11 protein-coding genes are annotated in these 12,646 nt (G+C 62.1%); 8 read left to right on the top strand and 3 right to left on the bottom strand.

All coding sequences use genetic code 11. From position 1 onward, the window contains the following. Window positions 1–751, top strand: a 751-nt coding sequence (locus tag HU218_RS08430; protein WP_174874491.1) for an ATP-binding protein, incomplete at its 5' end; no start/stop codon positions are given. Then, a complete protein-coding gene (locus tag HU218_RS08425) occupies window positions 733–1,470 on the top strand; it encodes a response regulator transcription factor (protein ID WP_174874490.1) in 738 nt (245 codons plus the stop codon). The genes HU218_RS08430 and HU218_RS08425, both read left to right, overlap by 19 nt. A gap of 69 nt (window positions 1,471–1,539) precedes the next feature. Here HU218_RS08425 and HU218_RS08420 read toward each other — a convergent pair whose 3' ends face one another. The 3 genes from HU218_RS08420 to HU218_RS08410 all read right to left on the bottom strand — a co-directional run bounded on the left by HU218_RS08420 (window position 1,540) and on the right by HU218_RS08410 (window position 5,046). Then, window positions 1,540–2,589, bottom strand: coding sequence for an oxidoreductase (locus HU218_RS08420; protein WP_174874489.1), 1,050 nt, complete (start codon window positions 2,587–2,589; stop codon window positions 1,540–1,542). A gap of 174 nt (window positions 2,590–2,763) precedes the next feature. Continuing rightward, window positions 2,764–3,747: a response regulator transcription factor gene (locus HU218_RS08415; protein WP_174874488.1), complete on the bottom strand. Its 984-nt coding sequence runs from the start codon at window positions 3,745–3,747 to the stop codon at window positions 2,764–2,766. Window positions 3,748–3,855: 108 nt separating this feature from the next. Then, the gene (locus tag HU218_RS08410) at window positions 3,856–5,046 is read right to left on the bottom strand and encodes an NnrS family protein (RefSeq protein WP_174874487.1); all 1,191 of its coding nucleotides are present in this window, start codon (window positions 5,044–5,046) and stop codon (window positions 3,856–3,858) included. Window positions 5,047–5,148: 102 nt separating this feature from the next. Here HU218_RS08410 and HU218_RS08405 point away from each other — a divergent pair, with 102 nt between their 5' ends. The 6 genes from HU218_RS08405 (at window position 5,149) to astB (ending at window position 12,222) form a co-directional block, all read left to right on the top strand. Beyond that, window positions 5,149–5,829: a Crp/Fnr family transcriptional regulator gene (locus HU218_RS08405; protein ID WP_174874486.1), complete on the top strand. Its 681-nt coding sequence runs from the start codon at window positions 5,149–5,151 to the stop codon at window positions 5,827–5,829. A 187-nt stretch (window positions 5,830–6,016) separates the two neighbouring features. Further along, window positions 6,017–7,237, top strand: a complete 1,221-nt coding sequence (locus HU218_RS08400) for an aspartate aminotransferase family protein (RefSeq protein WP_174874485.1) — start codon at window positions 6,017–6,019, stop codon at window positions 7,235–7,237. Window positions 7,238–7,353: 116 nt separating this feature from the next. Beyond that, entirely contained in the window at window positions 7,354–8,391 is a 1,038-nt protein-coding gene (locus tag HU218_RS08395; protein WP_174874484.1) for an arginine N-succinyltransferase, read from the top strand. Continuing rightward, window positions 8,388–9,419 carry an arginine N-succinyltransferase gene (gene astA, locus HU218_RS08390; RefSeq protein ID WP_174874483.1) on the top strand — a complete coding sequence of 344 codons (1,032 nt, stop codon included), beginning with the start codon at window positions 8,388–8,390 and terminating at the stop codon, window positions 9,417–9,419. The genes HU218_RS08395 and astA overlap by 4 nt, the downstream gene beginning before the upstream one ends. Next, window positions 9,416–10,876: a succinylglutamate-semialdehyde dehydrogenase gene (gene astD, locus HU218_RS08385; RefSeq protein WP_174874482.1), complete on the top strand. Its 1,461-nt coding sequence runs from the start codon at window positions 9,416–9,418 to the stop codon at window positions 10,874–10,876. Before astA ends, astD begins: the two co-directional genes overlap by 4 nt. Beyond that, entirely contained in the window at window positions 10,873–12,222 is a 1,350-nt protein-coding gene (gene astB, locus HU218_RS08380) for an N-succinylarginine dihydrolase (protein ID WP_217450756.1), read from the top strand. The genes astD and astB overlap by 4 nt, the downstream gene beginning before the upstream one ends. Window positions 12,223–12,646: the final 424 nt, after the last annotated feature.

The raw sequence follows: 12,646 nt of genomic DNA, 5'->3' as shown, positions 1-12,646 counted from the left end.
GGTACTGAATGCCCGCGACGCAATGGAGGGCGGCGGGCAGCTAACGTTGGCCGCCAGCCGTATCACGCTGGCAGAGCGCGATAGCGAGTTGCAGTTGCCGCCCGGCGATTACCTGCGGCTGGATGTAAGCGATACCGGCAGCGGCATGAGCCACGAGGTGCAGTTGCGGGTATTCGAGCCATTCTTTACCACCAAGCGTTTCGGTTCCGGCAGCGGCTTGGGACTGGCGATGGTCTATGGTTTCGCCCGCCAGTCCGGCGGTGCGGTGCAGGTCAGCAGCACGCCGGGCAAAGGCTCGCTGTTCAGCCTGTATCTGCCGTATACGGCGCCGGAAGTGGCGCTGACCGGGCGGCTCAACTTCAGTGGCAAGGCCGGCGGGCGTGAACGGCCACTGGTGCTGCTGGTGGAGGATGATCCGGATGTGCGGCGCGTGGTGCGGCTGCAGCTCACCGGGCTGGGCTTTCCGGTGCTGGAAGCGGAAAGCGGCGACGAGGCGGCGCTGATGGTAGCCAGCATCGACGATATCGGCCTGCTGCTGACCGACATCGTGATGCCGGGGCAGCTGGACGGCCGCGCGCTGGCACAGCATGCGCGCCAGCTGCGGCCGAAGATGCGCATCGTGCTGATGAGTGGTTACGACGAGGTTGGCCGCGGTGCTGCGGCCAACTTCCCCAAGCTGGAAAAACCTTTTACCCCGGCCCAGTTGGCCGCTTTGCTCGACGAGGTGATGCTGTGTCCGCCACAACCCTGAATCCGGCCGCCGATGCCGATAAGCTGATTTTTCTGGTCGAGGACGAGCTGGCGGTGGCGCGGCTGATCGGCAACGTGCTGCGCGACTACCACTTTCGCTGCGAAGTGTTCCACAGCGGCAGCGAGCTGCAGCGCCGGCTGCGCCAGCAGCTGCCGGATCTGGTGATTGTCGATCTGGGGCTGCCGGACATGGATGGCATGGAACTGGTGCGCGAGGTGCGCGCGTTGCGCCGCTGCGGGGTGATCATCCTCACCGGCCGTGGTCATGTCGGCGACCGGGTGATGGGACTGGAGAGCGGTGCCGACGACTACATCATGAAGCCGTTCGAGCCACGCGAGCTGGTGGCGCGGGTGCGCAGCATCCTGCGCCGTTGCGACGACGGCCAGCAGGCACCGGCCAGCGGCAGCGGGCGGGTGGCCCGTTTTGCCGGCTGGCGCTACGACGCGGAAAGTCTGACCCTGACTTCGCCGGATGGCGTTGAGAAGGCGTTGAGCGCCGGCGAGGGGCAGATGTTGCAGCGTTTTCTGGAGCGCCCCAACCGCGTGCTGCCACGCGAGCAGCTGCTGGGGCTGGATGACATGTCGCCGTACGACCGCAGTATCGATGTGCGTATCTCGCGCTTGCGGCGCAAGCTGGAGGACGACTCCTACAGCCCGCGCATGATCAAGACCGTCTATGGCGCCGGTTATCTGTTCCTGTCGGCGGTGAGCTGGGAATAGCGGCCGCGCCGGGGAAAAGGTTGGCCGCACGGCGATGGCATCCCTATGGCGAGATCGCCAGCGGCTGGCTCAATAGCCGGGGCTGACTGCCAGCTCCTGACCGCTGCGGGCGCTGGCGACACCCAGTTCGATCAGGCGCATGACTTCTGCTGCCTGCTCGCCCGACACCGGATTGGGTGCGCCGTCGAGAATGGAGGCGGCAACGCCGTCGTAAAAGCGGCGGTAGTCGCCGGGCGTGGTCGGGTAGGCGGCGCCGTGTTCTTCGCCGTCCTGTTGCCAGTAGTGCATGCCATGCAGGCTGTCATCGCCCCAGCCATGGTCACCCGGCTGTTCGCCGCGCTTGAGCATCGCTTCCTGCGTGTCCAGTCCGTATTTCACAAAGCTGCCGGTGGTGCCGTGCACGGCAAAGCGCGGCGAGCCGCCGCTGATCAGGCAGCTGCCGGACAACCGTACCCGCAGGCGCGGGTAGCGCAGCTGGACATGAAAGTAGTCGGTAGTCACCGCGCCCTGGCGCTGTGCTGCCAGGTCGGCATGAATGGCGCGCGGGGTGCCGAACAGCTGCAGTGCCTGATCCAGCAAGTGCGGGCCGAGGTCATACCACAGGCCGCCACCGGCAACGTCGGATTCGCGCCAGCGAACCTGTACCTGCGGGCGATAGCGCTCGAAGCGAGACTCGAACAGGGTGATGTCACCCAGGGTGCCGGCGGCCAACAGTTGCTGCACGGTGAGGAAGTCGGCATCCCAGCGGCGGTTGTGGAACACCGACAGCAGGCGCTGGTGACGCCGCGCCCGCACAATCAGCCGCTGTGCTTCATCCAGCGGTACCGTGAACGGCTTGTCTACCACCACATGCTTGCCGGCGCCCAGCGCGCAATCGGCATGGATGAAGTGGCTGTCGTTCGGGCTGGCAATCACCACCAGATCTACCTGCGGATCGGCCAGTGCCTGCAGCGTATCGCTGGCGATGTGGACACCCGGGTGTTCGGCTTGCACCAGCTCGCTCTTGCTGCTGACGATGGTGTGCAGTTTCAGGCGCGGGCTGGCCTTGATCAGCGGGGCGTGGATGGTGCGGCCGGCATAGCCGTAACCCACCAGGGCGACATTCAGCGGGGCAGACATGACAAGTCTCGCAAACAAGTGGAAACCAGCTTTTACCCTAGCCCAAAGCGGCAGGCAAGGCGGTTTTAGTGTAGTTGCGCGACTACGTGAAAATGGCTGCCAGCCATGTCTGGCAAGGCTTTGTGACGAGCGGGTATCTGTCGTTGCGGCTAGCGGCTAGCGTGTGACGGAAACTCAGGACTTGTGTTGTGCTACCAGCTGCTGGTCGAACAGGCGGGCCAGTTGCTGTTGCTGCTGGCTGCTGAGCCCGATGCTGGCGCTGCTGGCGGGCAGCTCGCGGCGCAGGGCAAGGACGGCAGCATTGAGGGCATCCAGCTGGCGCTGCAGGCTGCCGAGTTCGCGTTGTAGTTCGTCCAGCGCCTGGGCGCGGGTGGCGGCGACTTCGGCCAGAATCGCCAGGTGGTCGCGCAGGCGGCCGCAGCGGGTTTCGTCATCCAGCGGCATGTCGCGCACGATCAGGCAGCAGTGCGGGTAGTTGAACGAGGTATTGCTGCCGCTGGAATAGATGTGCGACAGGGTGCGGGCATTGGCGATGATGCTGGCTTCCAGCTCGCTGGCATGGCCATCGGTGGAGTGCAGGGTTTCGCCGTTGCTGCCGTATACCTGCACGCAGCCGTGCAGGCCAAAGGATTCCAGCGTGTTGCAGACGGCAGTGGCGATGTCGCCATAACTGGCGAGGCTGGAGACGTTGCGGATGAATTCGATCAGCACGCCCATTTCCGACATCGCGCTCATCGCGGTCATGGCGGCGGAAAACGCGTGCTGGCCGCTTTGTTGCAGCTCGCGCTTTTCTGCCACGCTGCGCAGCGCCAGCGCCACCTTCAGTAGCATCTCGCGGCCGTCTATCGGTTTGCTTAGAAAGTCGTTGCCACCGGCATCGTAGCCTTGCAGGCGGTCTTCCAGCTGGCTGTGGGCGGAAACAAACAGGATCGGCATCTCATGGCCGGCAGCACGCAGCTGGCTGCAGACGGCATAACCGTCCATGTCCGGCATCTCGACATCCAGCAGGATCGCGTCCGGCTGCTGCTGCGCCACGCTCGCCAGCGCCTCCTGACCGTTGGCCGCAAAGCGCAGGCTGTATTGCGTGTCGAACAGGTTGCGATACAGGGCGCATTGGCTCTGGCTGTCTTCGACGATCAGCAAAGTGGCCTCGGTCATGATGTTCTCCTGTCGGTTTGCGGCTAGGCGCCACTTTACTGTAACTCTTCCTCAGCGTAGATGTTATTTCAATGAACGCGCCAGCCGAAACTATGCGCAGTGGGTGTCCTAGCCTTCCTTGCCGTCTACCCGCTGGCGCAGCAGCCACGGCGTGCCCAGCTGCAGCCAGCCGGCAAAAAGCAGAGCCAGCAGAATCGCGGCTACTGCCAGCAACAGGTTGGCCGCACCGGTGGCGATGTCTGCCGCCACCCGCAGTACCGCTACCGCATGCAGCAGCAGATACACCCGCCACAGTGCCGGCGAGGCCTGTAGCGGTCGTCCGGAGTGTCCCAGCATCACGCGCGACGCAAAACCGACCAGCATGGTGATGAAGAAACCGATGGTGATGGCGTGCAGCCCGGCCAGCGGCGAGATCCAGCCGAGGCCGGACAGGGCCTGCAGCAGGAAGGCGGGCGCCAGCCAGGCAAAGGCCAGGTGCAACATCGCCAGCAGCGGAACCGCCAGACTGCGGCGCAGCTGCCAGCGCCAGCTGGTATAGCCGAACAATGCGGCCAGCAGCAGATCGAGCGGCCACTGTGGCAGCAGGGCAATACCCAAGGCGCCGTGCAGCACACTGCCGGCAAGCCACAGTTGCAACAGCCAGTAAGGCCGCCACACGGTGTAGGGCTTGAGTACGCTGCTGCTGAAAAACGGCAGCATGCGGTGGGTGACTGTCAGAAAGACCGGCAGCAGAAAACCATAGAGCGCGATATGCCGCGTCCACCACCAGCCGTTGGCGAGCAACCCGCTCAGCCACAGCAGGGCAAATATCAGCCCGGTGGCCGCCAGCGCGAAACCGGCCACCACCCAGCGGGCGTGCTGTTTGTCGGCCACGGTGCTGCGGCGGATCATGGCGCCGAGGGTGGCGATCAGCCCGCTGAATGCGGCCAACTGTGCGGCAGTGCCGGCCAACAACCAGCTGCTGCCAAGCCTTAGACCGACCAGCCAGCACAGTACGCCGGCCAGCAACAACAGCGGCATGGTGACAAAACTGCGCGCAGCGGGGGCGTCGACATTCAGCCAGCGCGGCACCGCGGTATAGCAGAAGCCGCACATGAAGAACGGGAAGATGCCGTACAGCATCAGCAGGCCGTGTGCCTGCGAAACGGCAATACTGGTGGCAACGCTGCCGCCGGCCAGGCGCAGGCCAAGTTCGGCGGCCCAGGCCAGGGTCAGCAGGGCGGCGGCGGCGATGCCCGGCACGAAGCCGGTGCGATGCGGGGCGCGGGTGATTAGCTCTAATGGTGTATGGCGGCTCATGACGGTAACTGCTATTAACAGTCGGAACTAGCGATACGGCCAGTGTCGGTTGTAGCGGCACTGGCGAGAATGACAGTCGTCAAGAAATCAGGAGCCCCCACCATGCAACCGTCCGCCATCCGTTTCCTGCAGCATCTGCCGCTGTTTGCCAGCTGCTCGCCCGAGCATCTGCAGCAGATTGCCAGTGTCACTACCGAGCATCGCTACGACAAAGGCAGCGTGCTGTTCCAGCGCGGCGATGCCTGCGATGGCATGCACGTGCTGGTCTACGGCAAGATAAAACTCAGTGTGTCGTCGCGCAGTGGCAGCGAGAAAGTGGTAGAGATCATCTATCCGGGCCAGAGCTTTGGCGAGGCGATCATGTTCATGAGCGGCAGCTACCCGGTGATGGCGCAGGCGCTGGAAGATGCGCTGGTGCTGTTTGTGCCGGCGCCGCCGCTGTTGTCGCTGCTGGATGGCGATCCGCAGTTGGCGCGCCGCATGCTGGCCGGTTTGTCGATGCGGCTGCACGGTTTGTTGCAGGATGTGGCCAGCTACAGCCTGCAAGGCGCGGTGGCACGAGTGGTGAGTTATCTGTTACAGGCACTGGGCGATGGCGAGCACGCCGGTGCGGTGACATTGCCGGTGAACAAGCAGGTAATGGCCTCGCGGCTGAACCTGACGCCGGAAACCTTCTCCCGTGTGCTGCAAAAACTGTCGGAGCAGGCACAGATTGTGGTCGACGGCAGGGAAATTCATATTCCGGATGCAAATAAGCTGCAGCAACTCATTGAAATAGCTTGATTTTTTGTTTTTGGTTCACACTTGTATATCTCTTGAAAAAGTGTAAGGCCATGTCGCATAGCGGATATGGTCTGGCCGAAAGATTCGATTAGAATCGATGCAAGCCTAAGGGACAGGCCCGCCGCACCCCACGAAGGCGGGTCGCCAACACAAGAACTCAAGACGAATTGCAGGAAGGAACCCATCAATGAGCAAGCAAATCACTCGCGAAACTTTCGACCAGGTCATGGTCCCCAACTACTCCCCGGCCGGTTTCATTCCGGTAAAGGGCGAAGGTTCCCGTGTGTGGGATCAGATTGGCCGCGAGTTCATCGACTTTGCCGGTGGTATCGCGGTGAATTCCTTGGGTCATTGTCATCCAGAACTGGTTGCCACGCTGACCGAACAGGCGCACAAGCTGTGGCACCTGTCCAACGTGTTCACCAACGAGCCAGCGCTGCAGCTGGCTTCGCTGCTGGTGGAAAAAACCTTTGCCGAGCGCGTGTTCTTCTGCAACTCCGGTGCCGAGGCCAACGAGGCCGCATTCAAGCTGGCGCGCAAGTACGCCGCCGACCATTTTGGCGCCGACAAATACGAAATCATTTCCTGCAAGAACTCTTTCCACGGTCGTACCGTGTTCACCGTTAACGTCGGTGGCCAGCCCAAGTACGCCGAGGGTTTCGGTCCGAACCCGGCCGGTATTACCCACGTTGAATACAACAACATCGAAGCACTGAAGGCCGCCATTTCCGACAAGACCTGCGCGGTCGTGATCGAGCCGGTGCAGGGCGAGGGCGGTGTACTGCCGGCTACCAAGGAATACCTGCAGGCAGCACGCGAGCTGTGCGACCAGCACAATGCGCTGCTGGTGTTCGATGAAGTACAGACCGGTATCGGCCGCTGCGGCACCCTGTACGCCTACCAGGCTTACGGCGTAACGCCGGACATCCTGTCTTCCGCCAAGGGGCTGGGTGGCGGCATCCCGATCGGCGCCATGCTGACGACTGCCAAAGTGGCACCGAGCCTGGCTGTTGGCACCCACGGCACCACCTATGGCGGCAACCCGCTGGCTACCGCCGTGGCGCACAAAGTGGTCGAGATCGTGTCGCGTCCGGAAGTGCTGGCCGGTGTGAATGCCAAGTTCCAGCGCTTTGTCGATGGCCTGAACGCCATCAACGCCAAGTACAACGTGTTCAAGGAAATCCGCGGCATGGGTCTGCTGATCGGCGCCGTGGTGACCGATGAATTCGCCGGCCGCGCCCGCGAATTCCTGAAGGCCGCCGAGGCCCAGCAGCTGATGGTGCTGGTAGCTGGTCTGTCCGTGGTGCGCTTCGCCCCGTCGCTGGTGGTGGAAGACAAGGACATCGACGAAGGTCTGGCCCGCTTCGACGCCGCTGTCGCTGCCGTGGTTGCGGCCAACCGCGGCTGATCCCGCCTCCGGTCTAACCTATTCATTCCAATCCAGGGGAACCCTGCTGCCAGTCCGGCGGCAGGGCGGGTGCCGCTGCGCCTGAATTCCGGATATTTACGAGAGAGAGGCATGTCATGCTGACAGTGCGCCCAGTCCGTATTTCCGACCTGCCGGTCATCGAGAAGATGGCGGTAGATAGCGGGATCGGCGTTACCAGTTTGCCGAACAATCGCGAAAAGCTTTACGAGAAAATCCAGTCCTCGATCGGCGCGTTCGAGCACGAGGCCATCGCCGGTACCGGCCGCGAATACTATATGTTCGTGCTGGAAGACGAAGGCGAAGTGGTGGGCACTGCTTCCATCAGTGCTTCGGCTGGCTTTGAAGAGCCGTTCTACAGCTACCGCAGCGAGACCATGGTGCATGCATCGCGTGCGCTGAAGGTGAATAACCGCATCCATGTGCTGACCATGTGTCACGACCTGACCGGTCTGGTGCAGCTGTGCGGCTATTTCTGCGCTCCCAAGCAGCAGCTGCGTGCCTACGAGCTGCTGTCGCGTGCCCGTCTGATGTATATCGCGGCCGCCCGCGAGCGCTTCGGCCGCCGCATTCTGGTCGAGATGCAGGGCATCCTGGATGGCGATGACCAGTCGCCGTTCTGGAACGCCATCGGTCGCCGCTTCTTCAATATGGACTTCGCGCAGGTGGAGCAGGCCTTTGCCCAGCGCAGCAAGACCTTTATTGCCGAGCTGATGCCGACTTACCCGATCTATGTGCCGCTGTTGCCGGATGAGGCGCAAAGCGCGGTGGGCCAGATTCACCCCGATTTCGAGCGCCCGTTCAACATCCTTACCCGCGAAGGTTTCGAGGCCGACGACTACATCGACATTTTCGACGGTGGCGCGGTGCTGACCGCCGAAGTCGACCAGTTGTTCAGCCTGCGCGAGCAGCGCATCCATCGGGTGGAAGTGACGCCGGAGCTGCCGGAAGGCGAGGTCGAGATGCTGATCTCCAATCATCGCAGCAGCGAATTTGCCGTTACCCAGGCCCGTGCGGCGCTGGTTGACGATGTGTTGTTCATTACGCCGGACACCGCCCGTGTCTTGGCGCTCGCCAGTGGCCAGCAAGCCTGTGTCGTGCCACTGCTGCCGGAAGCAGGGAGGAAAGCAGCATGATGGTAATTCGCCCGATCCGTACCAGTGATCTGGACGGTCTGATGGAGCTGGCGCGCAGCGCCGGTGTGGGCCTGACCTCGCTGCCGGTGAACGCCGAAAGGTTGGCCGCACGTATTGCGCGCTCGGTAAAAACCTTTGCCGGCGAGGCCGAACTGGCAGACTGCGGCTATGTGTTCGTGCTGGAAGATAGCGACAGTGGCCGCGTGGGCGGTATCTGCGCGCTGGAGGCGGCCGTCGGCCTGAAGGAGCCGTGGTACAACTACCGTGTCGGCACCATCGTGCACGCCTCGGAAGAACTGGGTGTCTACACCCGTCACGAAACCCTGTTCCTGTCCAACGACCATACCGGCTACAGCGAGCTGTGCACGCTGTTCCTGCATCCGGATTTCCGCGTCAACCGCAATGGCGGCCTGCTGTCCAAGAGCCGCTTCCTGTTCCTGGCCCAGTTCCCCGAGCTGTTCGGCAAGGTGGTGGTGGCAGAAATGCGCGGCGTGTCGGATGAAAATGGCAAATCGCCGCTGTGGGAAGCGCTGGGTCGCCACTTCTTCTCCATCGATTTTGCCGAGGCCGACTATCTGACCGGCGTTGGTCAGAAGGCCTTCGTGGCCGAATTGATGCCGAAGTTTCCGGTGTACATCGACTTCCTGCCGCAGGAAGCGCAGGCCGTGATCGGCCAGACCCATGAGAACACCCGTCCGGCAGTGGCCATGCTGTATGGCGAGGGCTTCCGTTACGAAGGCTATGTCGACATCTTCGACGGCGGCCCGACCGTACAGTCCTACACCCGGGACATCCGCGCCGTGCGTGACAGCCGTCTGCTGGCGGCCAACGTGGTAGCGCAGGTGACAGAAGGCGAGTGCCTGCTGTTATCCAATACCAGTCTGACTGACTTCCGCGTGATCATGGTCTCGCAACCGGCCGGCCAGGACAGCATTGACATCACTGCCGAACAGGCAGCGGCACTGAAAATCAAGCAGGGAGACATGGTGCGTGTGGTCGCACTGTCGCCGAAGGAGACTGCACAGTGAGTACCCAATTCATTAACGGCTTGTGGCTGGCCGGTAGCGGCGAAGCCATGAGCAAGCATAATCCGGCAACCGGCGAGCTGATCTGGCAGGGAAATGCCGCCGGCAGCGAGCAGGTGGATGCCGCTGTTAACGCCGCGCGGGCCGCCTTCCGTTCCTGGGCACGGCTGGCGGTGGACGAGCGCATCGCCATCATCCGCCGCTTTGGCGAATTGCTGGCGGCCAACAAGGCCAGCCTGGCCGAAATCATCGCCAAGGAAACCGGCAAGCCGATGTGGGAAGCACAAACCGAAGTCACCACCATGGTGAACAAGGTGGACATCTCGGTGAAAGCCTACCAGGAGCGCACCGGTGAACGTGCCGCGCCGATGGGTGATGCCCAGGCGGTGTTGCGTCACAAGCCGCATGGCGTGGTGGCGGTGTTCGGGCCTTACAACTTCCCGGGCCACCTGCCTAACGGCCACATCGTACCGGCGCTGATTGCCGGTAACACCGTGATCTTCAAGCCGTCCGAGCTGACACCGTGGACGGCGCAGGAAACCGTACGACTGTGGAACGAGGCTGGCCTGCCGGCCGGCGTCATCAACCTAGCGCAAGGCGCCAAGGACACCGGTATCGCCCTGGCCAATCACGCCGGTCTGGATGGCCTGTTCTTTACCGGCAGCTCGGCCACCGGCAACCTGCTGCACAAGAACTTCGCCGGCCAGCCGGACAAGATTCTGGCGCTGGAGATGGGCGGTAACAACCCGCTGATCGTCGGCAAGGTGGCCGACGTGGATGCCGCGGTGCACCACGTGATCCAGTCCGCCTTTGTGTCCGCCGGCCAACGTTGTACGTGTGCCCGTCGCCTGCTGGTACCGGCAGGGCAGTGGGGCGATGCCTTCGTGGCACGCCTGGTCGAGGTTGCGGCCAACCTGAAAGTGGGTCTGTACAACGAAGAACCGCAGCCATTCATGGGCTCGGTGATTTCCACCGCGGCCGCCGAAGGTCTGCTCAAAGCGCAGGCAAACTTACTGGCCAGTGGCGGTGTCAGCCTGCTGGAAATGAAGCGGCTGTCCGCAACCGGCGCCATCCTGTCGCCGGGCATCATCGACACCACCAACGCCCAGCGTCCGGATGATGAGTTCTTCGGCCCGCTGTTGCAGGTGATTCGCTACACCTCGTTCGAGCAGGCCATCGATATCGCCAACGACACCCGCTTTGGTCTGGCCGGTGGCGTGCTGTCGGATGACCGTGCCGAATACGAACACTATCTGCTGGAAAGCCGTGCCGGCGTGGTGAACTGGAACAAGCCGCTGACCGGCGCTTCCAGTGCTGCACCGTTTGGCGGCATCGGCGCCTCGGGCAACCATCGCCCCAGCGCCTACTACGCAGCCGATTACTGCGCCTGGCCGGTGGCGTCGCTGGAATGCGACAGCCTGACCGTTCCGTCTCAACTTTCCCCGGGGATCGTACTGTGAGCAACGCATTTGAAGTGAACTTTGACGGCCTGGTCGGCCCGACGCACAACTACAGCGGCCTGTCCTACGGCAATGTGGCCTCTACCGGCAACCAGAATGCGGTATCCAACCCCAAGCTGGCAGCCAAGCAGGGTCTGGCCAAGATGAAGGCGCTGCATGACATGGGATTCAAGCAGGGCGTCTTGGCGCCGCACGAGCGTCCGGACGTCGCCAGCCTGCGCCGCCTGGGTTTTGGCGGTACCGATGCGCAGGTGGTGGAACGTGCCGCCAAGGAAGCGCCGGCGATTCTGGCGGCTGCTTCCTCGGCTTCCTGCATGTGGACGGCCAACGCGGCCACCGTCAGCCCGTCCGGCGATACCGCCGATGGTCGCGTGCATTTCACGCCGGCCAACCTGAACAACAAGTTCCATCGCTCCATCGAGCATCCGACCACCCGCCGCATCCTGCAGGCGATGTTTGCCGACGAATCGCGTTTCATGGTGCACGAAGCGCTGCCGGCGCAGATGCACTTCGGTGACGAAGGCGCAGCCAACCATACCCGTTTCTGCCATGAGTACGATGGTGCCGGCGTGGAGTTCTTCGTGTTCGGCGCGGCGGCTTTCGACAGTCGCTATCCGGCGCCGGCCCGTTTTCCGGCACGCCAGACACTGGAAGCCTGTCAGGCGATTGCCCGCCTGCATGGCCTGAAAGAGCAGGGTGTGGTGTATGCGCAGCAGGATCCGGCCACCATCGATGCCGGCGTGTTCCACAACGACGTGATCTCGGTAGGCAATGCCAACGTGCTGTTTCATCACGAAAAGTCGTTCCTGCATCAGGCTGAGGTACTGGCCGAGCTGGATCGCAAGTTGGCAGCAGCCGGTGGCAAGTTCATCGCCATCGAGGTGCCGCAAGCCGAGGTGTCCGTCGAAGAGGCAGTGAAGAGCTACCTGTTCAACAGCCAGCTGCTGTCCAAGCCGGACGGCAAGATGATCATCGTGGTGCCGGAAGAGTGTCGCAATATCGAGCGTGTCTGGAACTACCTACAGAAGCTGGTCGTCAGCGGCGGTCCGATCGATGAAGTCCGTGTCTACGACCTGAAGCAGAGTATGCAGAATGGCGGTGGCCCGGCTTGTCTGCGTCTGCGTGTTGCGCTGTCCGAGCGCGAGATTGCGGCCGTCAATCCGAACGTGATGATGAGCGATGCGCTGTTTGGCACACTTAATGCTTGGGTAGACAAGCATTATCGCGATCGCATTGCGCCGGCGGATCTGGGCGACCCGCAGCTGTTGCTGGAGTGCCGTACCGCACTGGACGAACTGACCGGCATTCTGCGCCTGGGTTCGGTTTACCCGTTCCAGTTGCTGTAAGCGTCTGGCGTCATCTTTCAGGCAAAAGCCGCCGCACGATAATGTCGTGTGGCGGCTTTTTTATGTTTCGAAATCGAATAAGGTCGATTGTATACAGTATTGGTGCGTGGATTTGCCCGTGATTGGTGCGAAAACGATCGCATTGCTTTTCGTATCCGAAACTATATGTTTTCAGAATGAAAAAATACGAAAATTTTTAATTTGTAACGCTATGAAAAAGAAAGCGCGAAAACCCGTTTGGTTGCACTGCAACATGGCGGTGGCGCTTTCTTTTTTTGCAATAAAACATAATAAAATCAATTGCTTATGTGTTGTGGAAATTTTGTCGGAAAACGTCCGGTTTTAAGGGTTTTATCGTTGACAGTCGATTGAATACGCCTACATAATCCGCTCGGCTTGTCGGTCTGGTTGACAGTCTGGCCGA

It is taken from the genome of Vogesella oryzae (assembly GCF_902829295.1).
In the GTDB taxonomy this organism is placed as follows: domain Bacteria; phylum Pseudomonadota; class Gammaproteobacteria; order Burkholderiales; family Chromobacteriaceae; genus Vogesella; species Vogesella oryzae.
Note: the sequence above shows the minus strand (reverse complement) of the source record. Positions and strands in the feature narration are given on the sequence as shown.